Annotated in this window: 15 protein-coding genes; 7 read left to right on the top strand and 8 right to left on the bottom strand. The window is 61.6% G+C overall.

The genetic code is table 11. The features are described from left to right. Positions 1-20: 20 nt before the first annotated feature. The 7 genes from AB4N48_RS21390 (at position 21) to AB4N48_RS21360 (ending at position 12,649) form a co-directional block, all read left to right on the top strand. On the top strand, positions 21-671 hold the full coding sequence (locus tag AB4N48_RS21390) for a hypothetical protein (protein WP_457264499.1): 651 nt from the start codon (positions 21-23) through the stop codon (positions 669-671). A gap of 156 nt (positions 672-827) precedes the next feature. Next, complete coding sequence (gene cobG, locus AB4N48_RS21385) at positions 828-2,126, top strand: precorrin-3B synthase (RefSeq protein ID WP_457264497.1); 1,299 nt, start codon at positions 828-830, stop codon at positions 2,124-2,126. After that, positions 2,119-2,745 (top strand): precorrin-8X methylmutase, encoded by a 627-nt coding sequence (locus tag AB4N48_RS21380; protein WP_056787678.1) that lies wholly within the window; start codon positions 2,119-2,121, stop codon positions 2,743-2,745. Before cobG ends, AB4N48_RS21380 begins: the two co-directional genes overlap by 8 nt. Beyond that, positions 2,742-3,476 carry a precorrin-2 C(20)-methyltransferase gene (locus AB4N48_RS21375; protein WP_370695113.1) on the top strand — a complete coding sequence of 245 codons (735 nt, stop codon included), beginning with the start codon at positions 2,742-2,744 and terminating at the stop codon, positions 3,474-3,476. The genes AB4N48_RS21380 and AB4N48_RS21375 overlap by 4 nt, the downstream gene beginning before the upstream one ends. Further along, complete coding sequence (gene cobJ, locus AB4N48_RS21370) at positions 3,476-5,176, top strand: precorrin-3B C(17)-methyltransferase (RefSeq protein WP_460094280.1); 1,701 nt, start codon at positions 3,476-3,478, stop codon at positions 5,174-5,176. Before AB4N48_RS21375 ends, cobJ begins: the two co-directional genes overlap by 1 nt. 368 nt (positions 5,177-5,544) lie before the next feature. Then, a complete protein-coding gene (locus AB4N48_RS21365) occupies positions 5,545-11,685 on the top strand; it encodes a TcdA/TcdB pore-forming domain-containing protein (protein ID WP_460094279.1) in 6,141 nt (2,046 codons plus the stop codon). Between the two features lie 91 nt (positions 11,686-11,776). Further along, the gene (locus AB4N48_RS21360; RefSeq protein ID WP_460143619.1) at positions 11,777-12,649 is read left to right on the top strand and encodes a hypothetical protein; all 873 of its coding nucleotides are present in this window, start codon (positions 11,777-11,779) and stop codon (positions 12,647-12,649) included. 78 nt (positions 12,650-12,727) lie between these two features. Here the strand turns inward: AB4N48_RS21360 and AB4N48_RS21355 are convergent, their stop codons facing one another. The 8 genes from AB4N48_RS21355 to prmA all read right to left on the bottom strand — a co-directional run bounded on the left by AB4N48_RS21355 (position 12,728) and on the right by prmA (position 23,079). Next, positions 12,728-13,324: a MarC family protein gene (locus AB4N48_RS21355; RefSeq protein WP_016771870.1), complete on the bottom strand. Its 597-nt coding sequence runs from the start codon at positions 13,322-13,324 to the stop codon at positions 12,728-12,730. Between the two features lie 62 nt (positions 13,325-13,386). Then, complete coding sequence (locus AB4N48_RS21350; RefSeq protein WP_460094276.1) at positions 13,387-16,164, bottom strand: hybrid sensor histidine kinase/response regulator; 2,778 nt, start codon at positions 16,162-16,164, stop codon at positions 13,387-13,389. Between the two features lie 99 nt (positions 16,165-16,263). Further along, a complete protein-coding gene (gene purD, locus AB4N48_RS21345) occupies positions 16,264-17,559 on the bottom strand; it encodes a phosphoribosylamine--glycine ligase (RefSeq protein ID WP_095180918.1) in 1,296 nt (431 codons plus the stop codon). 147 nt (positions 17,560-17,706) lie between these two features. Then, complete coding sequence (gene purH, locus AB4N48_RS21340; RefSeq protein ID WP_253498693.1) at positions 17,707-19,314, bottom strand: bifunctional phosphoribosylaminoimidazolecarboxamide formyltransferase/IMP cyclohydrolase; 1,608 nt, start codon at positions 19,312-19,314, stop codon at positions 17,707-17,709. A gap of 83 nt (positions 19,315-19,397) precedes the next feature. Continuing rightward, on the bottom strand, positions 19,398-19,718 hold the full coding sequence (fis, locus tag AB4N48_RS21335) for a DNA-binding transcriptional regulator Fis (protein WP_002555375.1): 321 nt from the start codon (positions 19,716-19,718) through the stop codon (positions 19,398-19,400). Beyond that, a complete protein-coding gene (gene dusB / locus AB4N48_RS21330) occupies positions 19,715-20,725 on the bottom strand; it encodes a tRNA dihydrouridine synthase DusB (RefSeq protein ID WP_016771866.1) in 1,011 nt (336 codons plus the stop codon). The genes fis and dusB overlap by 4 nt, the downstream gene beginning before the upstream one ends. A 185-nt stretch (positions 20,726-20,910) precedes the next feature. Continuing rightward, positions 20,911-22,170: a DUF3426 domain-containing protein gene (locus AB4N48_RS21325; protein ID WP_460094274.1), complete on the bottom strand. Its 1,260-nt coding sequence runs from the start codon at positions 22,168-22,170 to the stop codon at positions 20,911-20,913. A 30-nt stretch (positions 22,171-22,200) separates the two neighbouring features. Continuing rightward, positions 22,201-23,079, bottom strand: a complete 879-nt coding sequence (gene prmA, locus AB4N48_RS21320; RefSeq protein ID WP_150741624.1) for a 50S ribosomal protein L11 methyltransferase — start codon at positions 23,077-23,079, stop codon at positions 22,201-22,203. Positions 23,080-23,196: the final 117 nt, after the last annotated feature.

The raw sequence follows: 23,196 nt of genomic DNA, 5'->3' as shown, positions 1-23,196 counted from the left end.
TTTTTTTGTGGGAGATGCAAATGTTCGCGATTTCGAAGGTTTTCGTATGCGCAGGGGCATTAGTGCTGGTGAGTAAAGAGCTGACGGCATCTGACATTGACGACAGTCTCGATGCGCTGCTTTATTCACAAACGGTCGCCTCGCATAAAGTTCCCGATGCTGTTGAATGCGACGCATGGAATGACGCCAATAAAACGGCTTTGAAAGTCACCGGTGCTTTGTTTTTCGACGATCCGGTTATCAGCGCGCCGGTCACTACGCCCGATACTTTTACTCTGCTGGAGTTGGCACAAGAACTCTTGCAAGGTTGGGCGCCGGCAGTTTTTAACCAACAGGTAATTGCCAATCTGAACTCGCAACTGGAGAGCAACGGTGCGGCCCTTGAGTTGCTTCAGCGAAATATTCTGCAAGAGGGCAAGTCGATTCGCTTCATGCTTGGCAGCGTATCTGCGGAATCAACGATTACGATGGTCGTCATTTCGTTTGCCGTCAAAGAGCCTGTTCCGGGCAATGTGCTTGAGCAACGCTTCAATGCCGAGCAGATAGTGGGCAACCTTGCTGTTGATTGCTACAAGGCTCTTATAGATGCCGATGATTACTGTTTCTCGAGAGCCAGGATTATTGCGTTATTGGGTGAGCGGCGCGAAAAGCAGATTATCGCCCTGACCTGAGCGCGCGGCAGAGGCAACAACTGAAGCCTGCCTGCCCCACCGGTCGAGACAGAGGGCAGACTTTTCATACCGGTGGGCAAAGCAGGCATAATACCGCGCCTTCGCCCGCGAAGCGCTTCTGCCACACAACCGGTCAGCCCCTTGAACGAACGCCCGATGTCCACTGCCTTACGCCCCTCGGCCTGCCCGGGGTTGCTGCGTATCGTCCAGGCACTGGACGGCGGTATCTGCCGGATCAAGCTTGATGGCGGTTCGATCAGTGCCGATCAGGCCGATGCGGTGGCCGCTGCCGCCGAAGCGTTTGCGAGCGGAGCGATCGAAGCGACCAATCGCGGCAACCTGCAGATTCGCGGCATCGGTGCGCAATCGGCAGCGCTGATCGAGTGTTTGCTGGCCGCCGGCCTTGGGCCGAAGCACGCCGCCGGCGACGATGTGCGCAATCTGATGCTCAGCCCGGCTGCCGGCATCGATCGGCAGATGCTGTTCGACACGCGCCCGCTCGCAGGGCAAATCCTCGACACCTTGCAAAGTCATCCGCGCTTCCATGAGTTGAGCGCCAAGTTCGCCGTGCAGCTCGATGGCGGCGAAGCCCTGGTGATGCTCGAACATCCGCATGATCTGTGGCTGTCGGCATTCGAGCGTGACGGCGAAATCCTCTGGGCATTCGGTCTGGCCGGTTGCCCGACCGATCGCCCTCTCGGCGCTGTGAGCCTGGACAATGCTCACGCACTGGTGGTCGCCGCGCTGGAGTTGTTCCTCGACCTGGCCCGGCCAGAGCAAACACGGATGCGCCATCTGCTCGACGAGTTGCCCAGGCTCGCGTTCCTTGAGTCGTTGCGCGAGCGCGTATCGCTCAAGGCGATCAGCAATTGGCAGCGCCCGACGTCGGCAGACGCGCTGCACATCGGCGCTCATCAGCAAAACACGCAAGGTCGCTGCTACGTCGGCGCGGTGCCGCCACTGGGCCGACTTGATCCGGCGATGCTGCGGGGCGCGGCACAACTGGCCCGTCAATTTGGCGATGGCAGTCTGCGCTTCACGCCGTGGCAGAGCCTGCTGCTGCCGAACGTGAAAGCCACTGATACCGACAACGTGCTTGAGCAGTTGCGGGCGTTGGGCCTGTTGACGACCGAGGCCGAGCCACTGGCTCGCCTGATCGCCTGCACCGGCGCCGATGGCTGCGGCAAAGGCCTTGCCGACACCAAACAGGATGCCCGGCAACTTGCACCTCTGCTGCCCGCAGGCCTCAGCGTGCACCTGTCGGGTTGCTCGCGCTCCTGCGCCGCCGCCCACTGCGCGCCAGCGACGCTGCTGGCCGTTGCCCCCGGTCATTACGACCTCTATTTTCGCGATGCAGCACAGCCCGGATTCGGCACGCTGCACGCCTGCAATCTTACTATTGAAGCGGCCGCGACCCTGCTCGACGCCCGCTCCCGGAGCCCCCTTGATGCTTGATTACATCCGCGACGGTCAGGAGATCTATCGCAACTCCTTCGCGATCATTCGCCGCGAGGCCAATCTGGCGCGCATTCCCGCCGATCTGGAAAAACTTGCGGTGCGAGTGATCCACGCCTGCGGCATGGTCGAGGCCATCGACGGTCTGCAATTCTCCGAGGGCGCGGGCAAGGCCGGGCGCGATGCACTGGCGGCCGGTGCGCCGATTCTCTGCGACGCGCGGATGGTCTCCGAAGGCGTGACCCGCACGCGCCTGCCGGCCAATAACCAAGTGATCTGCACTTTGCGCGACGACAGCGTGCCGGAGCTCGCCCGCGAGTTGGGCAACACCCGCTCGGCTGCCGCGCTGGAACTGTGGCGCCCGCACCTCGAAGGCAGTGTGGTGGTGATCGGCAACGCACCGACCGCGCTGTTCTACTTGCTGGAAATGCTCGACGCCGGCGCGCCGAAACCGGCACTGATCCTTGGCTTCCCGGTCGGCTTCGTCGGCGCTGCCGAATCGAAAGCGGCGCTGGCCGCCGACAGTCGCGGCGTGCCGTTCGTGATCATGCAGGGTCGGCTGGGCGGCAGCGCCATGGCCGCGGCCGCCGTCAATGCCCTCGCCACGGAGATCGAATGATGCAGGCCAAAGGACGTCTGATCGGCCTCGGTGTCGGCCCCGGTGATCCGGAACTGATCACTGTCAAAGCCTTGCGCCTGCTGCGCGAATCGCCGGTGGTCGCGTATTTCGTGGCCAAGGGCAAGAAGGGCAATGCGTTCGGGATCATCGAGGCGCATCTGGTCGAGGCGCAGAACCTGCTGCCGCTGGTCTATCCGGTGACCACCGAGGCGTTGCCGGCGCCGCTGTCGTATGAGCAGGTGATCAGTGATTTCTACGACGAAGCCGCTGTGGCGGTCGCCGAGCATCTGGACGCCGGCCGCGACGTAGCGGTGATCTGCGAAGGCGACCCGTTCTTCTACGGCTCCTACATGTATTTGCATGATCGTCTCGCCAGCCGTTACGAGGCCGAAGTGGTGCCCGGCGTGTGCTCGATGCTCGGCGGCGCTTCGGTGCTCGGCGCGCCGCTGGTGTATCGCAATCAGAGCCTGTCGGTGCTTTCCGGCGTGCTGCCCCACGAAGAACTGAAACGGCGTCTGGCCGATGCCGATGCGGCGGTGATCATGAAACTGGGGCGCAACTTTCCCAAGGTCCGTCAGGTGCTGGAAGAACTCGGCCTCGCCGAGCGTGCGTTGTATGTCGAGCGCGCGACCATGGCCAACCAGAAGATCGTGCCGATGGATCAGGTCGAGCCGATGTCCTCGCCGTACTTCTCGCTGATCATCGTCCCGGGCGAACGGTGGCAAGGTTGATGAGCCAAGCGACTCCCGCCATCGTCATTCTCGGCCAGGGCAGCCTCGCGACGGCGCGGCGCATTCAGCAGGTCTACCCGGCGGCGCAAATCCATGGCCTTGCCGGACGGGTTGAAGGCGCCGACAGCAGCTATCAGGAATTCGGCGCGACCCTGCGCGCGTTGTATCAACAGGACACGCCGATCATTGCCCTGTGCGCGGCCGGCATTGTCATTCGCACCTTGGCGCCGCTGTTGCTGGAGAAAGGCGCCGAACCAGCGGTGCTGGCGGTGGCCGAAGACGGCAGCGCGGTGGTGCCATTGCTGGGTGGACTCGGTGGGGTCAACGTCATGGCCCGGGACATCGCGGCGGCGTTGCAAGTGGCGCCGGCGATCACCACCAGCGGCGAATTGCGCTTTGGTACCTGCCTGCTCAATCCGCCAAGCGGCTACGCACTGGCGGATCTGGAATCGGGCAAACGCTTCGTTTCCGACCTGCTCGCCGGGCACAGCGTGCGCATCGAAGGCGCGGCGCCATGGCTCGATCAGGCGCAGTTGCCGCAGGATCCGCAGGCGCAGCGGTCGATTCATGTGAGCAGTGTGCAGCGGGTGGCCAGCGCCGATGAATTGCTGATTTACCCGCGCAGTGTGGCGGTGGCAGTGAGCGCTGACGTGGCGGATCTGCCGAACGCCGTTCGCGCTGCGTTGCAACAGGCCAGTGTCGCCGTGCCGGCACTGGCGTGTCTGGTGGCAGCAGACGCTGAAATGGCCGCATCGACTTTGCGCGAAGCTGCGCTCGAGTTGGGCGTGCCACTGCGCTTCGTCGCGGCGCAAAGCGATCTTCAGACGTTGGCCCGCGTGGCAGTGCCAGCGGCGACCGTGATCAGCGCAGAACATCTGGCGATCGCGATTGCCGAGCAACCGCTGGACGTCGCGCAGATCGGCCGCCCGCGTGGTCGCCTCGCGGTCATTGGTCTTGGCCCCGGCGCCGCCGAACTGATGGTGCCAGCGGTGAAAACCGAACTGGCCCGCGCCACCGATGTGCTGGGCTATGAAACCTACGTGCGCATGGCCGGCCCGTTCCGCGACGATCAGGTGCAGCACTGCACCGACAATCGTGAAGAAATGCAGCGTGCCCGCCATGCCTTCAGGCTCGCCGCCGAAGGCCGCTCGGTGATCGTGGTTTCCTCGGGCGACCCGGGCGTATTCGCCATGGCCGCTGCGGTGCTCGAAGCCCTGCACGAATCGGACGATCCGGCGTGGCACAGCGTTGATCTGGAAATCCTCCCCGGCGTCTCCGCCTCGCTGGCCACTGCGGCTCAGGCCGGTGCGCCGCTGGGCCACGACTTCTGCGTGATGTCGCTGTCGGACAACCTCAAGCCGTGGTCGATCATCGAAAAGCGTCTGGATCTGGCCGCCGAAGCGGATCTGGCCCTGGCGTTCTACAACCCGATTTCCCGGGCGCGCCCGTGGCAACTGGGCCGCGCACTGGAGATTGTTGCGCAGCACCGCTCGCCTGAAACACCGGTGGTGCTCGGTCGGGACATCGGCCGGCCGGGGCAGACGCTGCGCACCACGACCCTGGGCGCATTGACACCGGAACAGGTGGACATGCGCACCATGGTGCTGATCGGTTCTTCGACCACCTGCACCTTCGCCCGTGCCGGAGGCGGTGAGTGGGTTTACACGCCGCGTTGGTATGGTGAAAAACCGCTGTCCTGAAAAACCCTCCGCTCATGCAATTCTCAGCGACTGGAAAGTTTGAGCGGTTGTAAGTCCGATTGAAGTTTCAATTGTTTTCCACCAGCAATAAACAATGGTCATGTCCCACAGGGCAGGGCCATTTTTTATGGCCGACGGGCGCGCCAGTCCGATAATTATTACGCTGCCGTTACAGCGAACTGCTCCCGGTGTTATCAGATATTGCCGGGGACAAGCTTTGTATTCCTTGTTATTTGTGTGGCGCGTATTCGCCCACTAGGGTGCTGTGTTCATAGCACTTGTCGAGTGTCGTTCAAATCAATTTACCGCTCTGCAGCGGCGCAAGAGTGCGCGCGTCAATGGGCCATTAAGTAAACAAGGAGTGTGTGATGGCTTTAAAAAACGATTACTCGTTCGGGCGAGCATTCATTTCTGCGCAAGAGTATTCCGTACTCTCAAAAGCATTGCGGGAGCTTTCTGCTACCCCCCAATATCAAGCGCTGAACGACTATTACCAGCAAGCCGGTCAAACGACCGACCCGGTGTCGTTGTTGAACCTGGCAAGCCTGTTTCAAGAGCAACTTGCAGCGTTGTTGAAACGCAATAAAACCCCTGTTCCGGTGGCTGTCGATGACATTGCGCGAGGGCTGCAACGTTATCTGTCACGGCTTTCGACGACCGTGGAAATGTTGTCGGGGCCGACCCGGCCGGTTCCGAAAGTCATCCATTTCGTCTGGGTTGGCGGAAGCGAAGTCGGGGTCAATCAGCGCGATTACATGAATATCTGGCGCCAGGTGATGGCGGCGGAGGGTTACCGCTTCAATCTCTGGTACGACAGCGATGCGTTACTGGCTTTCCAGATGAACCGGATCATTCTCGACAGCGCCAGGGCTGATGCGATGGCATCCGGTGGTGCAGCTCTCAAGCATGCCGGGCAACTGGCGACGATGATTGAAGAGCGTGCACGGGTGTTGAAACAGCAGATGTTCGACTACCTCAGCCAGCCGAGGTGGAAGGGGCGGACCGATGAAGCACGCGTCGATCTGATGGTGCGTGCTTATGGCAAGGACCGCGCGTCGCTGCAGGCTTTTCGTCAGCGCTGCCTCGACAGCCATCTGGCGATGGTGGGTCCGGATCTGCAATTGCGCGATGTCACTCACGCCTTTGCCGATGACTTGTTGGCGGACGTCTACCGCCGCGAAGTGTCGATGCGCGGCAATTTCGCTGCGGCGAGCGATGTGGTGCGTTTGCAGGCCGAGCTTCGTGAAGGCGGGCGTTATACCGACATGGATTATCTGCCGCCGCTGCTCGACAAGTTGGGCGGTGTCGATATCAGCGATTACAGCCAGACGCAGAAAATCGCGGTTCTGCAACTTCTGTTGAACAACAATCCGCAGTTGATGCCGGGGCGCGATCCGCAGCATTACCCCGACAGGACCGACAGTCTTCCAGAGCAACACAAACAACTTCTCGAGGATTTTGCTCGCAGCAAACCCGACGTCCTTGAACTGTTCATAGCGCCAAAAGTCGTGGAGGCTGCGGAGAACGGCTTTCGCATGGGGCTGCAAATCAATGAAGAAATGAATGCTCATTTCATCGCCCAGCCGGGCAGCGGCATGACGATGTCGATCATGCAAGTCATTCGGCTCAATTACGACGTGCTCGCTGAAGTTGAAAAGCGCATGGCCAACTCGGCATCCGGTTGGGCCGACGGTGAAACCCTGACCACGGTCGCGGCGACAGTCATTGAAGAGATGTTGGTCAGGTCGAACTTCACCAGCTGGAATGAAGCTTATGCCTACCAATTGCTTAAAGCGGTTGTCACCTATTACCGGGACGGTATCCGCAATGACGCGGCGGGTACGGTAACGCTCACCGGCCCGGGCGCGGCACTCGCCGGATTACATGAATATATCGAAGCCAATTGCGATCCGTTTTTCACTCGTCAGGTGCTGGCGCAACAGCGTCTGCGCGAGGGCTACAACGTCAATACCGAAGAGGAAACCATTTCCGGCTGGATCGTCAGGGGTACGGAAAAAGACTGGCTGGAGAAGGAACACGCCCGGTGGGCCGAGGGGAAGCTCAAGTCCCGTTATGCCGGACGCTTGTCCAACCTGCTCAGCGATCGAAGCCTGACCTTCGAGCGCGGCTGGCCCGTTGTCGAGGGCAAACCGGTGCTGTTGACCTCAGTGCTGCAACGCTTGATGGATGATCTGGGCGAGCCGTTCATTCGAGCGATGCGAGACAAGTTGAGCGGGGAGGTCAATTTCGCTCAAGCCGTGGTCATCGACTTCGACGCCCGTCAGCAAGTGCTGGCGCAAGGACCTGTGGTTGTGCCGACCTCCCATGGTGCGGAATCGGTCAGCCATCTCAACGAACTGTTCAGCCGGATCGCCCACGGTACGCTGCCGCTGGAACAACTGAGCCCCGCGATGCGAGTCGTGCTCGGGGGGATTTTCGGCGCAACGAGCGTGGACGATGTCGGGTTCGCCGATACCTGGCAACAGGTGCGCGACCTGGCCATCGCCACCGACCGCGACGGCACTTTTGCGCGCTACGATGCGATTGAAAAAGCCGTGCGCCAGCGCCGCTCGGCGGCGTTCGAAAACGGACTTGAACGCGAGCTGCCGACGGCCACATCGACGACCCGCGAGCTCAAGGTGCAAGCCATGTCCGAGCCGCTGACGCTGCGCCAGTGGGGCGAACGTATCGGCCAGATCAAGCACAGCGCGCAGCGGGAGTTTCGCACGCAGATCCTGCAGCGCAGCGGGCAAGTGCGTGACGTCTTTTTCAAGGCTGGCGCGGTGTCAGTCAAGCAGTTGCCGCAGGATCTGTTGCAGCGCAACGCGGGCGACCCGGGGCGCCGCTGTTATCCGCTGGCGCTGCTGATGGGCGCCGCAGTGGCAGCCGGCGAGCCGGCGGAACGGGCGTTGGTCGGGCATGTCGCCAGCGCCAGCGCGAGTCCGGACGAACTTGGCTCGCGGGCGTTGCGCAGTGCGCTGGACGAACTGCGCGCCTTGCCCACCGGCGAGGTCGGCAGCGTTCGCGGCGTGCAACGCATGGACAGCATCATCGCCGCGCTGGACGCCAGTGCGGCGCCTGCGGTGCTGCTGCTCGACACTGGCGACCACGCCCTGCTGCTGGCGAAAGTGCGAACCGGTGAGCACGCGGCCTATCGCTTCTACGATCCCAACTTCGCCCTCTACGGATTTGCCGATGGCGCGCAGTTGCAACGTGGCGTAGAGCGTTATCTGAGCGCGGACGATAACGCGCTGGCGAAGCTTTATGGTCTGGGTGAGATGGCCACGGCGCAGTTCACCGTCACTGAGCTGGACACTGCGGCGATCGCCGAACGCAGGCTGTCATCGGATCTGCGTGTGGACAGTTTTCTGCACAACGTTGCACTGGCCGATCCGCAGGGAGCCTCGATCTGGCACAAGCAAGCGCTGGCCCGTACCCGATCTCTGGGGGAAAACGCTCGGCTGGGCACCAGCCTTGCGCAACTGGACGCACGCTACTGGACCAGCGAGTTCGAGCAGGCGACCGAGCGTTTGCGCCGTGAGCACAACCTGGCGCGTGATTACGTGCCGTTGCTCGATACCCACAGCAAAAACGCCGACGGCGGCCACAGCATTACGCTGATGGATCTGCGCAATGCGCAAAATGCCCGGACGGTCAGCACCCGGGATTCGCGCTTTCAGAAAATCAGGCAATACGTCGAACGACTCGTGCAGGGCGGTGCGGCCAGGCCCGGGCAGACGGCTGATCACGACGGTGGCAGCCGACTCAGTTTCGCCTTTGCGATCCAGACGCTGATCAGTGAAATGCGCCAGCGCGAGTACCGCGCTGGCGATACAGCGCCGACACTGACCGTCGCCCTGCAACTTCAGGTGTACGTCAGTTATGCACAGCTGGGCTTTGGTGTGGCCAGCGATTCGGTGCAGGTCATCCAGTTGGTGCGCCATTTAGCGGTGGCCGAGCGGGCGTTGCAGCAGACCTCGTTCTCCGCACGTCTGGCCGGGCAGGCCGCCACGGGTATCGGGGTGGCATTTTCCGTGGCCAATATCGGTTTCGACATCTACAACCTGACGCAGGCAGAGAATCATGAGCAGCGAGCGCGATTCTCTACGTCCCTGGCGTTCAATACGGCGGCGCTGGGTCTGGATATTGTCGCCCTGGCGGCGGGCGGAACGGTGGGCGCGTTCGCCGCAGCGCTGTCCGTGCCGCTACTGGGCGTCGGTATCGGGGTGACCGCGATTGCCAGCAATCTCGGGCAGATCATGGACAAGGCTGCGGCCATCGGCGAGCACCTCTCGCAGATTCACGACGCTTATCAGCAGTCTTACGAAAGCGTTGGTGCGGTCTTGCAGTTCCCCGCACTGGCAGTGATTACCGAGCTGGATCTGCACAACAGAAGGGTGGCGTTCGAAGGGCAGAAGTTTTACCCCTGGAAGGGCAGTGCACTGGAATTGCCGCAATACGACGATGATCCGGCCAGGCGGCATGCTGCGATCAACATCCCCAGAGCCTTTCAACGTCCTGCTGTCGGCAGCGTCTGGGGTACTTTGCCCAGGATGGTGGTGCTGCCTTGTTCGCCAATCTGTTACTACGGCTACGAATATCAACTCGGCAGCGTCGGGGCCGTGCCTTTTTCCACGACCCGCTATCCGCGGTTGCATGACCGCCTGGCACATCAGCTGGAATATGACGCGCTCGGTAACCGGGTGTTTTACCTGTTCAGTACGCCATTTGCGCCACACATCCTCTACAAGCTGCATCCGGTATTCATGGCCACGACGATCAAGGTGCAGTTGAGCGCTGAGGTCAGCCAACTGGTGGTTCCGGACCTGCCACCAGAGTGGCGCAAGAAGATTGCCTACTGGATCACCGCGCCGCAGGGGCAATACCGAATTCGGTTGGTGCCGGGCCTGCTGGCGGTGAATTTCGAGCAAGCCCAAGGCTGGGAACAGGTGACCTGGACGGTGCAGGCGTCCTGGGCACGGGTCGAGCAGGTCAGCTTTCGTGCAAAACCACGGGACAGCATCGATAGCGCACCTGACATGCTGGTCGATGGCCTCGTGTTGAATCGTTTTTACGGCGTCATCGAGCTGGCTGAGGGGTTGTTCCGGATCGACTGGACGGGCCGCAGCCTGCATCTGATCGCCGTTGTCCTCGACTACGAAAACAACGCTGCGACTCAACTGCGTAGCGCAACCATGACCGCCAGTGGCATCCCGGCGCCGGTGCAGCGCTATTTGCGCGCTCAGGTCGCAAGCGGGCAACTGACCGCAGCCTATTTGCCGTTGCGTAACTTCAGAGTGCCGTTCGATTCGCCGAACCGGCCAGTGGTGACTACCGGCTATTACGACACTGCGCGGGATCGGGTGCTGTTCGCGCGTAACCTGCCGCTGGAGGTGAACGAGGGTGTGGTTCTGGCAGGCGTCAACGCCCGCCATGCGTGGTTCTACCATCCCGATCATCCATCGGTATGGCGGGTCGATGTGCTGACCGGCACTGTCCAGCATCGCTACCGTCTGAAAAATCCGCGTACAGGTTCGACCATCATCGGCTGCCGACAACAAGCCGATGGAGCGCTGCGGATTGCGCAGAAGCTGACGGCAGAAGCGTTGCATGGCACCACCACGGTCGAGTACCGGATCAGCGGGCAGCATGTAGAACTGACCGCTTGCCAGATCGCTTTTGCCGCCGAGGACTATCGGTTCGAGCCGCGTGAAGCGCTTCGACAAGCCGATGCCCCGGACATGAGCGTCTCGTCAGACATGGCCGCCAGCAGCAGTGATTGGTCTTGTGCTCCGTTCATTGTTGTCGAGGGCTATGCCGGGTCGCAGTTGCGCGACAGGGCTTGGCTGAACAAGACGACGGGCAAGTGCATTCAGGCCAGGCAAGACCTGTCCTGGCCCGAAGACTTGTTGATGCTGATGCCGTCCAGCCCTGAAAACAACGCGGTGCTGTTCTATAGCCAGCAGGAGCGGACGATCAGCCGCGGCATCGAACCCCGTGTCGGTCATGGGCAGAATGTGGTGATCGAGCGCGATGTGGTGGAGGTCACTCAGACAAATCAGCGCTTCATCGCCACCAAGGACGACGGCCGTCTGTTCGAGGTCGATATCGTCGACGTGCCGGCAGCGGCAGCGATCGACGAGGTGATTGTGTTTCAGTACGGGGTACCTTCCCTTGCGCACAGAAGCGATGAGGCATGGCTCGATCAGGCCGATAAACCCTCGATTCTCCGGTTCGCCGGCGTTGGGCAGCGCTGGCTGCAGCGAAATCCCGATTGGTTGAGCGCATTGCCCTCGCTGGCCACGGTCGCAGCGTTGCTGCCGTTCCCGGTCTTCGGTTTACGAGATGGGGCAGGTCAGGCGTTCCTGACTGTGTGGTGTGTCGATGGCAAAGTCGCTGTGGCCGATATCGGTCAGGGCAAGGAGCTGGCGCTGCTCGGTCTGACCCCGGATCAAAGCGCTGTCTGGTTGCTTGAGGTCAGCGCCGGACAACTTTACCGCAGCCGCTGATGGCGACCGAAGCACTGCGGGGAGTGTTTGCCGCTGACCATCGTTTGCTGAAACCGGAGGTGCTCGACAGGCCTGAAAAGGTCTGGACGTCATGGACTTTGCTGAGGTGCGGCGCCAGGGTGAAGGGCTGATTGCGCAGACCCTCGACGGGGTGCATCTGCAATTGCTGGATAACCAGCCGGCAATGATCGTAGGCGTGGAAAATCGCTGGTCTCATGTGCCGGGGCAGAGCGATGAACAGTTACGTGCACGCCTGCGAGCATTGTTGCACGGGCATGCCCACGCGCCTGTCATACAAGTGGCAAGTGCAACCGGACGCTATCTGTATTACCTGCCGCAACTTGATCGGCTGTTTGATCTGTCCGGGCGCAGTGACGGACAGTGGTCGGCATTCCTCGGTACGCGCGGGTCGAAGCAGCCGATGCTGTTCGACCCGCTCGACCAACTGATTTTCAGCGCCGGCCCGAACGACGGCGTTTGGCTGCCCGGCAGTTATGCCCATCGCGACGCCGAGGTCATGGTGCTTGAGGTAGGTGATGACATCACAGAGATCGAAACATTGTTGCCGGATGGCGTCACCAGGCTGCTGCTGGCTTACGGTGCGCAGACCTCGGGTTATCGGCTGGCGCAAGCGTCCTTCCAGCGCCTGGACTGCATCGTGGTCGATGGACGACAGGCTTCGGATGCTGAAACGGCAGAACCTTGCCTGCTGGATCTGGATCTGGACGAGTGCGGGCATTGGTGGATGTCACGGGTCGATGACGATGTGGTACTGACCGATCCGGACTCCGGGCACAGTCTGATCTTGCGTAATTTCGACGGACAACGCCCACTGCTACTGATGCTGCCCATTGCCGGGCGGCCACACACGTTCACGCTGGCTCAAGGGCTGGAAGCGTTTGCCACTGTGCGCGGCGCAGAGGCCACGGTCAGCCTGACAGCGGTGATCGCAGCGCTGCGCTGATGTCGCTCCGCACAGCAAAACGCCGCGAACGGTAACCGTACGCGGCGTTTCGTTGTGGCGGTTGCGCTGCAACAACACTCAAGGCACCAGATAACCTTTCACGCCGGTAAAAATGATCTGCGCGGCCAGTGCGCAAACAAACAATCCCATCAAGCGGCTGACAATCTGCAAGCCCTGATCGCCGAGAATCCGCTCGATGCGATTGGACAGATACAGCACCACTCCGACAGTAAAACTGGCCAGGGCGATGCTCATGATTGCAGTGAGCTTGTCGTCCCAGTGCGGCTGGCTGACGCCCATTACCAGCAAGGCGCCGATGGTGCCGGGGCCGACCGTCAGCGGAATGGTCAGCGGCACGATGGTCACGTCCTGCTGCACATTGTCGGCCTGCACCGCCGGTTTGCCCTGAGCCATGCCCAGCGCGGAAATGAACAACACGCTGCCGGCACCGATGCGGAAGGCGTCCACGGTGATGCCGAAGACATCGAAAATCACCCGCCCGAACAAATAGAGCAGCACACTGGAAATCAGTGTGGCGAGGGCGACCTTCCACGCCAGACGCCGCTGTTCCTTGCGCGAATAGCCACGGGTCAGGCTGATAAAGCACGACAACACGAAGAACGGGCTGTAGAGCACCAGCATCTTCAGATAAACGCTGAACAACACATGGAGCATGATGCAAGCTCACTGGCGATGGAGTCGGGGGGAGTCTATCAGGCACCCCAGATTCTGTCGGTTTACGACGGCTGGGTCGTGGCCCGGTTCTGCTGATCGCGCTGGGCAACCCAGTGTTCGATCAACTCGCGCAACTGGGAGAGCTCGACCGGTTTGGACATGTGCCCGTCCATGCCGGCCTGCCGGGCGCGCTCCTTGTGTTCGGCGAGGATGTGCGCGGTGAGGGCTACAACCGGTGTGCGGATGCGCTGATTGCTGACTTCCCAGGCGCGCAGTTGCTGAGTGGCGGAGAAGCCATCAAGGATCGGCATTTCACAATCCATCAGCACCAGGTCGTAACGCTGGGCCTTCATCGCTTGCAGCGCTTCTTCGCCGTTGCTCGCGGTGTCCGGTTGCAGGTTGAGCTTGCCGAGCATGCCACGGATCACTTTGGTCGAGATGGTGTTGTCTTCGGCGACGAGGATGCGGAAGTCGCTCGGCACTTTGGCCGCTGTGGCCGCCGTAACGACCTGCGGCTGGAACGCGACCTGGCCCTTGTTGCGTTGATTGAGCTCGTCAGCCAGCGTGGTCTTGAGCGTATAGCCGGCCACCGGTTTGGCCAGTATTCGTTTGATCCCCGAATTGCGCGCAATGATCTTGCTCGGCGCGTTGCTGATGCCGGTGAGCATGATCAGCAGAATGTCGTGGTTCAGGCTCGGGTCTTCCTTGATCTTCGCTGCCAGTTGCATGCCGGTCATGCCGGGCATGTTCTGGTCGAGCAGGACCACGTCGAAGTAATCGCGCAGATGCGCCTTGGTGCGCAGCAGCGCCAGCGCCTCCTTGCCCGACGGCACGGCGCTGACATTCAGGCCCCAGGCGCTGCACTGCTGCACCAGTACCTTGCGGCAGGTGTCGTTATCGTCGACCACCAGCACCCGCGCGCCCTGCAGCGGGCTGTCGAGGTCGGAGGTCGGATGTTCGAGGCGATCCGGGTCCAGTGGCAAGGTCAGCCACAAAGTGCTGCCCTGGGTGGCGCCGCTCTTGATGCCGAACTCGCCTTGCATCAGGCGGATCAGTTGGCGCGCAATCACCAGGCCGAGATTGCCGCCCAGGCGATTGGCCGAGAGGAAGTGCTTGCTGTGCAATTCGGCGTGCAACAGCGCTTCGCGCTCTTCCGACTCCATCGGCACGCCGCTGTCCTGCACGGCAATGCGCAGGCGCGGCTTGCTGCTGCGCTCGTCCAGTGCAACGACGATCAGCACTTCGCCTTCTTCGGTTTTCTTCAGGGCGTTTTCCAGCAGGCTCAGCAAGGTCTGGCGCAGGCGCGTCGGATCGCCGCTGATCACCCGTGGCACTTGCGGCTGGATGAAGCTGATCAGCTCGACGTTCTGTTGTTCGGCCTTGGCCCGGTAGATGCTCAGGCAATCATCGATCAAGGCGTTGAGGTCGAACTGCACGTCATCAAGTTCGATCTGCCCGGATTCGAGCTTGGAGATGTCGAGGATCTCGTTGATCAGGGTCAGCAGTTCGTTGCCGGCGCTGTGGATGGTCTGCACGTAATCGCGTTGCTTGACCGACAGCGGCGTGCCCAGCAGCAGCTCGGTCATGCCCAGTACGCCGTTCATCGGTGTGCGGATTTCGTGGCTGATCTTGGCGAGGAATTCGGCTTTGGCGTTGATTTCGGCGTTGCTTGCCGCCAGGTCGCGGCTGATGCTGAAACGACTTTCAGTGATGCTGCGCTGTCGCTCGCCCAAGGCGACGCTCATCAGCAGACCGCTGATGCAAATGAACAACATCAGCGTCATGATCAGGCCTTGCGGCGTGACCAGGGTCAGCCCCAGTAGCGCCGGCAGGATAACCAGGGTGCCGATGTTGAACACGATCATGGCGGCGACGAACAGACGCGCTGGTCGATAACCCTTTTGCCAGTGATAGAAGCCCACCAGCAACATGCTCAGGCCGGCCAGTGCGACCAGTGCGTAGGTGATGATGTTCAGCGGCAAGGTGTTGACGAACAGCAGCAACAGGCTGCACGTGACGATCAACAGAATGTCGCCCCACAGCAGTTTGTTCAGCGGATGCTGGCCCAGTGGTGCAAAGAAGCGCAGGGCGTACATCAATCCGGCTGGAGCCGTCAGCAGCAATGCCAGATAAGCGCCCGGCGTCTGAATGGCTTGCCAGTTCGGCAACCACGGACCGGCGAGATTGAGCAACAGGAACAGACTCAGCCCGAGCAGGCCCTCACAGATCGCCAGCCACAGACTGCTGCGCGAGCGCGAGTAGGCGTAGCGCACCAGGTTGTGCAGCAGGAGCATGGCGAGGCAGCCGAACAGCAGGCCGAAAATCAGCGTCTGCTTCTGATCGGCTGCGCCCTCGATTGCCGCTTGCAGGGTGATGTGCGGGCGCAGCTGATGGCCGGAGACCATGCGTACGTAGACGTCCAGCGGCTTGTCGGCCTGGGGCAGGGGCAGCATGAAATCGCTGCTTGGCAAAGGATGTTCGGCCTGCGGCCGTTCGTTGCCGGTATTGCGTTGCTCGATCAGCCGGTCGCCGTCGAGCACGTAGAGATTGAGTTGGGACAGGTCGGGGGCAAAGATGCGCAGCACTTGTTCGTGCTTGCCCGGCGCCAGTTTGAAGCGCACCCACAGGGCGCCCTCGGGTTCGGCCGCGGTCAGACGGTCAAGCTCGATGGGGCTGAATTGATTGGTGTAGCGAGCGGAGCGGATGTCGCTCAGTTGCAGGATGCCCTGATCGTCAAGCAATACCGACCAGCCACTGCCTTGCGCGGCCTGGGCCGGAAGCATGCAGAGCAAGGTCATCAGCGTGACGGTGAAGCTTATGGCAATCCTGAGCCAGCGCACGGCGAAATCCCTTCGTAGGTTGATGCCAGAATATAACGATGCGCGACGACCGAACAGCCCGGCGAGGAATGGCATCCCGCGCCGGGCCTGATGGATCGCTTACTCCTGGGTTTCGCCGCGTTCACGGGCAATGGCGCGGTAGCCGATGTCCTTGCGGTAGAAGCAGCCTTCCCAGTCGATTGCCGAGGCAAGTTTGTAGGCCTGCTGCTGAGCTTCACCCACGGTGGCGCCCATGGCAGTGGCACACAGTACACGACCACCGGCAGTGACGACCTGACCGTCCTTCAACGCGGTGCCGGCGTGGAAGACTTTACCTTCCAGAGCTGCCGCCGCGTCCAGACCGTTGATCGCTGCGCCTTTGGCGTAGTCGCCCGGGTAGCCGCCAGCAGCCAGAACGATGCCAACGCTCGGACGCGGATCCCACTGTGCTTCAATTTTGTCCAGTGCCTGCGCCAACGCGGCTTCAACCAGCAGCACCAGGCTCGATTGCAGACGCAGCATCACCGGTTGGGTTTCCGGATCGCCGAAGCGGCAGTTGAACTCGATGACTTTCGGGTTACCGGCCTTGTCGATCATCAGACCGGCATATAGGAAGCCAGTGTAGACGTTGCCTTCCTCGGCCATGCCGCGCACGGTCGGCCAGATCACCTGATCCATCACGCGCTGGTGCACGTCGGCGGTGACCACCGGGGCAGGGGAATAAGCACCCATGCCGCCAGTATTCGGGCCGCTGTCGCCGTCGCCGACGCGTTTGTGATCCTGGCTGGTGGCCATCGGCAGCACGTTCTTGCCGTCGACCATGACGATGAACGAAGCTTCTTCGCCGTCGAGGAATTCTTCGATCACCACGCGTGAACCGGCGTCGCCAAACGAGTTGCCAGCGAGCATGTCACGCACGGCGTCTTCGGCTTCGGCCAGGGTCATGGCGACGATCACGCCTTTGCCGGCAGCCAGGCCATCGGCCTTGATCACGATCGGCGCGCCTTTCTCACGCAGATAAGCCAGGGCCGGCTCGATCTCGGTGAAATTCTGGTAATCGGCGGTCGGGATCTTGTGGCGGGCGAGGAAATCCTTGGTGAAGGCTTTCGAGCCTTCCAGTTGCGCAGCACCGGCAGTCGGACCGAAGCAGTCCAGGCCACGGGAGCGGAACAGATCGACCACGCCGGCCACCAGCGGCACTTCCGGGCCGACGATGGTCAGGGAAACGTTCTTTTCCGCGAAGTCGGCCAGTTGCTCCAGCGCCAACACGTCGATGGCAACGTTCTCGCACTTGGCTTCAATGGCGGTGCCAGCGTTGCCCGGTGCAACGAAAACCTTCTGCACACGCGGATCCTGAGCCACTTTCCAGGCCAGAGCGTGTTCACGGCCACCGCTGCCAATGATCAAAACATTCATTTCAAAAACCTCAAAAATCTGTCAGGCGCTGCTGGAGCGCTTTATGTGGGAGCGAGCCTGCTCGCGAAAGCGGTGTGTCAGTCAACGTCAACGTCGCTGGCAGATTGCATTCGCGAGCAGGCTCGCTCCCACATTTGAATCGGTGTATCAGTGACGGAAGTGGCGCATGCCCGTAAAGACCATTGCGATACCGGCTTCGTCGGCAGCGGCAATCACTTCAGCATCACGCATCGAACCGCCCGGCTGGATCACCGCAGTGATGCCGACCTTGGCCGCATTGTCCAGACCGTCGCGGAACGGGAAAAACGCGTCGGACGCCATGACCGAACCGGCCACCTGCAAACCGGCGTGCTCAGCCTTGATCGCGGCGATGCGTGCCGAGTTGACGCGGCTCATCTGGCCGGCGCCGACACCGATGGTCTGGCGGTTCTTGGCGTAAACGATGGCGTTGGATTTGACGTACTTGGCGACTTTCCAGGCGAAGATCAGGTCGTGGATTTCCTGTTCGGTCGGCGCGCGCTTGGTCACCACTTTCAGGTCATCGGCGCTGATCATGCCGATATCACGGCTCTGCACCAGCAGGCCACCGTTGACGCGCTTGTAATCCCAGGCAGCGGCGCGCTCAGCCGACCACTCGCCGCAGGCCAGCAGGCGTACGTTGGCTTTGGCCGCGACGATGGCGCGGGCTTCTTCGCTGACCGATGGGGCGATGATCACTTCAACGAACTGGCGCTCGACGATCGCTTTGGCGGTCTCGGCATCCAGTTCACGGTTGAAGGCGATGATGCCGCCGAACGCCGACTCGGTGTCGGTGGCGTAGGCCAGTTCGTAAGCCTGGCGGATGCCGCCTTCGGCATCCGGGCTGACCGCCACGCCGCACGGGTTGGCGTGCTTGACGATCACGCAGGCTGGCTTGACGAAGCTCTTCACGCATTCCAGCGCGGCATCGGTGTCAGCGACGTTGTTGTACGACAGTTCCTTGCCTTGCAACTGGGTGGCGGTGGCGATGCCGACTTCGGCCGGCCTGGCTTCCACGTAGAACGCCGCGCTCTGGTGCGGGTTCTCGCCGTAGCGCATTTCCTGAGCCTTGATGAACTGGCTGTTGAACGTGCGCGGGAATTCGCTGCGACCTTCAGTGCTCAGGGTTTCAGCGGCCTGGTTCACGGTGCCCATGTAGTTGGCGATCATGCCGTCGTAGGCGGCGGTGTGTTCGAAGGCCTTGAGCATCAGGTCGAAACGCTGAGCGTAGGTCAGGCCGCCGGCCTTGAGATTTTCCAGAACGTTGGCGTAATCGCTGGCATTCACTACGATGGCCACGTCTTTGTGGTTTTTCGCTGCCGAACGGACCATGGTCGGGCCGCCGATATCGATGTTCTCGATGGCGGTCGGCAGGTCGCAGCCTGGCTTGTTGATGGTCGCTTCGAACGGGTACAGGTTGACCGCTACCAGATCGATCGGCTTGATGCCGTGCTCGTTCATGATCGCGTCGTCAGTACCGCGACGACCGAGGATGCCGCCGTGGATTTTCGGGTGCAGGGTTTTCACCCGACCGTCCATCATCTCGGCGAAACCGGTGTAATCCGCGACTTCCACTGCGGCAACGCCGTTGTCACGCAGCAGCTTGAACGTTCCGCCGGTGGAGAGGATCTCGACGCCCAGAGCTTCGAGCTCCTTGGCGAATTCGAGGATCCCGGTCTTGTCGGAAACGCTGATCAAGGCGCGGCGGATCGGCAGGCGGGTAGTCTGGTCGGTCATCTCAATTTCCATCAAAAGCAAAGGAAGTCAGCAAAAAAGGCGACCGTTTTTTACGCGGGCGCCTTTCTGGTTTGATTGAATGCTTACAGCAGATCGTACTGCTTGAGTTTCTTGCGCAGCGTGCCGCGGTTCAGTCCCAGCAGCTCACTGGCCTTGGTCTGGTTGCCCTTGACGTAGTTCATCACGCTTTCGAGCAGGGGCGCCTCGACTTCGGACAGCACCAGGTTGTACACATCCGTGACGGACGCGCCCTCAAGGTGGGCGAAATAATTGTGCAGCGCCTTCTCGACACTCCCGCGAAGGGTCTGGCCTTCTTCGCTCGGCGTGTTGAGGTGCTGTTTCAAATTCACGTTGTCGCTCACGGGTGTTGTTCCACTCACTAAAGTCTCGGTCATCATCGTCATGCGGCCACCCCTTCTTCGTCCCCTGTCAGGCTCTTGTAACGCTCGGCGAAGAACTCCCGAACGTCGGCGCATTGTGTTTCCGTACCATCCAAACGATTGAAACGGGCGCGAAACTCCCTGGCGCCCGGCAAGGTTGCGAGATACCAGCCCACATGCTTGCGGGCAATGCGCACGCCCATCACGTCACCATAAAAGGCGTGAAGGGCAGCCAGATGCTCCAGCAGGATGCGTTCCACTTCGCTCAGTTCCGGCGCCGGCAATTTCTCGCCGGTACGCAGGAAATGATCGATCTCGCGAAAAATCCATGGCCGCCCTTGAGCGGCCCGGCCTATCAGCAGGCCATCGGCACCGGTCGCATCAAGCACGTATCGGGCCTTTTCCGGCGAATCGATATCGCCGTTGGCAAACACCGGGATCGACACGGCCTGCTTGATCGCGGCAATCGTGTCGTACTCGGCTTCCCCTGTGTACAGATCGGCGCGGGTGCGGCCATGCACGGCCAGCGCTGTGATCCCGGCCTGTTCGGCGATCTTCGCCACGTTCAGACCGTTCTTGTTTTCGCGATCCCAGCCGGTGCGGATCTTCAGGGTGACCGGCACATCAACCGCGGCCACTACGGCCTGCAGGATCTCGGTCACCAGTGCTTCGTCTTTCAGCAACGCGGAGCCGGCGGCCTTGTTGCAGACCTTTTTGGCCGGACAGCCCATGTTGATATCGATAATCTGTGCGCCCAGTTCGACGTTGGCCCGTGCCGCATCGGCCAGCATCTGCGCGTCGCCACCGGCGATCTGCACCGAGCGCGGCTCGGGATCGCCTTCGTGGATCATGCGCATGCGCGACTTGCGGGTATTCCACAGGCTCATGTCACTGGTGACCATTTCCGAGACTACAAGCCCTGCGCCCAGACGCTTGCACAGCTGACGAAAAGGCTGGTCGGTGACGCCCGCCATCGGGGCGAGAATCAAACCGTTCTGCAATGTATATGGGCCGATGCGTACCGCCGACATAGGACTTCCCTGAAGTGGGGCCGGATCATGAGAGTTCGAAAAAGGGTGGGCATGATACCCGCTCTCGATGACTGGTTAAAGGCTGAATTGAACAAAATCTGAACAGTTATTCTGTTATCGCCAACGGTTTGGTTGGCCGCGATCCAGTCAGAAAAATGCCGTCAATCGAGAAACGCTGAAGCGGTTCACTCCGGTGAGTGGAAGTTCAGGCTGTAATTCACCGCTTTCGGCCCCGGATCGAGAATATCCAGGGCGATGTGGATCGGCGTCTGCGGCGGCATTTCCGCGAGGCCTTCGAGATCGCCGCTCAGATACTCGCCGGGTTTGAAGCGACGACTGGCGATCAGGTGACCGTTGAGATCGGCAAAACGCAGTTCGAGCAACGGGAACGGCTGGGAAAACGTCGCCCGGTTGTAAATGATCGCGTCGACCACCAGCGCCCCGCTGAAATCGGGATGGCTGCGCACCACCAGGTTGCTGCTCTTGATTTTGCCGATATCGACTTTCGACGGCACGGTGCAGCCGATCTGCGGGCAGATCTGCTGGAACCACGGTCGATATTGATCCTGCCGCGCCAGTTCCTCGAAGTGATAGGCGATGTACTGGGCGGCAAGGCCGCCGGCCGCCGACACCACCAGCACCAGCCAGAGCAGGCGCCGGCCCCAGGGCGAGCGGCGCTGCTGCCAGTCCAGTTGCAGCGGGTCGTCGGTCAGATCCTGCAGGACCTCGGCGCGCACGCCGGGCTCGGCCCGTTCGCGTTTTTTGCGCGGCGAAGTGATCAATGGCAGATCGTCGTCATCGTTGTCGTCGCTGGCTGACAGGCGTTCGCGGCGGGCGTTGGGATCGATCGGATCGTGCAGGCGCAGTTGCGGGATCGGCGGCTCGTCATCCAGATCCACCGGCTCCAGCGACAGCGAAGGTTCGGTGCGCTCGGGTTCGAGGGTTTCGATGCCGTCGATATCCGGCTCGATATCCGGCGCTACGCTGCGCTCATCCGCAGGCTCGCTGAACAGGCTGTCGGGCCATGTGCCTTCGTCCGGCTCCGGGCTGTCGCGTCGGGCGCTCAAGGATTCTTCGCGGGTACGGCCGAATTCGGCGGCCGGCTGGATTTCGCGCTGTTCGAGGCGGGCGAGTTCTTCGTCCAGATCGAGGCTGTCCAGATCCAGTTCCGACGCGCTCCATTGCTTCTGGCTGATGGCGCGCGGTGCGGGGATCTCTTCGACGACCGCAGAATCGCTGACAGGCGCGGGCGCTTCAGGCAGCGCTGGTGCGACCGGCGTCACCGTGTCCTTGCCGGAATGTTGCTCGAGCAGCTGCTTGGCGGCATTGAACACTTGCAGGCAGGAGCCGCAACGAACCACCCCGCGCGCCACGCTCAATTGAGCATGGTTGACGCGGAAACTGGTCTGGCAATGCGGGCATTGGGTGACGAAACTGTCGGTCATGCGGCGATCCGGTTCAGGCAAGCGGTCATTTTAGCGCCGACGCCCGGTGATGCGCACCCAGCCATCGCGATTGGCGATAGGGTCGAGTTCGAAGTCCTGCGCATAAGCTGCCGCTACTTCTTCGCCCTGCTCGGCGAGAATGCCCGACAGCGCCAGGCGCCCACCGCTCTTGACCAGGCTGGACAGCTGCGGCGCCAGCGATACCAGCGGGCCGGCGAGAATGTTGGCGACCAGTACGTCGGCCGGAACCTGCGGCAGATCCTCGGGCAGGTACAGCGGGAACAGCTCATCGGCAATATTGTTGCGCCCAGCGTTGTCGCGCGAGGCTTCCAGTGCCTGTACGTCGATGTCGGTGCCCACAGCTTGTTTGGCGCCGAGCAGCAGGGCGGCAATCGCCAGAATCCCCGAGCCGCAGCCGAAGTCGAGCACGTGGCAGTCTTTCAGATCCTGACCGTCGAGCCATTCCAGGCACAGTGCGGTGGTCGGGTGGGTGCCGGTGCCGAACGCCAGGCCCGGGTCCAGCAGCAGGTTGACCGCATCAGGCTCGGGCGCGGCGTGCCAGCTCGGCACGATCCACAGACGCTGGCCGAAACGCATCGGCTCGAAACCGTCCATCCAGCTGCGTTCCCAGTCTTGGTCCTCGATCACTTCGCTGTGATGTTCGGGCAACGGGCTGCCGGTCAGCAATTCCAGATGGGCCAGAACCGGCTCCGGTTCGGTACCGCCTTCGAACAGCGCCAGCAAGTGGGTGTGCGACCACAGCGGCGTGGTGTTGAGTTCCGGTTCGAAGATCGGCTGGTCTTCGGCGTCCATGAAAGTCACCGACACGGCGCCGACTTCGAGGAATGCGTCCTCGTAGGTTTCGGCTTGTTCCGGGGTGATGGCGAGACGGACTTGCAGCCAAGGCATGGCGGGCACCTTTGAAAATCTGTGGGGCAGCCCGAAGCTGCAAAAGCGCGCAGTTTACGCCAGGTCGCCGGCAAAGTGGACACACCGCTTGGCTGTTACACATTCGCGGCCGCGATA

The organism is Pseudomonas sp. S2_C11 (assembly GCF_054668395.1).
This window is presented reverse-complemented; position numbering and strand designations above follow the sequence as displayed.

Bases quoted from the DNA above. Each gene is read 5' to 3' on its own strand.
- AB4N48_RS21390 (WP_457264499.1), top strand. From the start codon at position 21: ATGTTCGCGATTTCGAAGGTTTTCGTATGCGCAGGGGCATTAGTGCTG.
- cobG (WP_457264497.1), top strand. From the start codon at position 828: ATGTCCACTGCCTTACGCCCCTCGGCCTGCCCGGGGTTGCTGCGTATC.
- AB4N48_RS21380 (WP_056787678.1), top strand. From the start codon at position 2,119: ATGCTTGATTACATCCGCGACGGTCAGGAGATCTATCGCAACTCCTTC.
- AB4N48_RS21375 (WP_370695113.1), top strand. From the start codon at position 2,742: ATGATGCAGGCCAAAGGACGTCTGATCGGCCTCGGTGTCGGCCCCGGT.
- cobJ (WP_460094280.1), top strand. From the start codon at position 3,476: ATGAGCCAAGCGACTCCCGCCATCGTCATTCTCGGCCAGGGCAGCCTC.
- AB4N48_RS21365 (WP_460094279.1), top strand. From the start codon at position 5,545: ATGGCTTTAAAAAACGATTACTCGTTCGGGCGAGCATTCATTTCTGCG.
- AB4N48_RS21360 (WP_460143619.1), top strand. From the start codon at position 11,777: ATGGACTTTGCTGAGGTGCGGCGCCAGGGTGAAGGGCTGATTGCGCAG.
- AB4N48_RS21355 (WP_016771870.1), bottom strand. From the start codon at position 13,324: ATGCTCCATGTGTTGTTCAGCGTTTATCTGAAGATGCTGGTGCTCTAC.
- purD (WP_095180918.1), bottom strand. From the start codon at position 17,559: ATGAATGTTTTGATCATTGGCAGCGGTGGCCGTGAACACGCTCTGGCC.
- purH (WP_253498693.1), bottom strand. From the start codon at position 19,314: ATGACCGACCAGACTACCCGCCTGCCGATCCGCCGCGCCTTGATCAGC.
- fis (WP_002555375.1), bottom strand. From the start codon at position 19,718: ATGACGATGATGACCGAGACTTTAGTGAGTGGAACAACACCCGTGAGC.
- dusB (WP_016771866.1), bottom strand. From the start codon at position 20,725: ATGTCGGCGGTACGCATCGGCCCATATACATTGCAGAACGGTTTGATT.
- AB4N48_RS21325 (WP_460094274.1), bottom strand. From the start codon at position 22,170: ATGACCGACAGTTTCGTCACCCAATGCCCGCATTGCCAGACCAGTTTC.
- prmA (WP_150741624.1), bottom strand. From the start codon at position 23,079: ATGCCTTGGCTGCAAGTCCGTCTCGCCATCACCCCGGAACAAGCCGAA.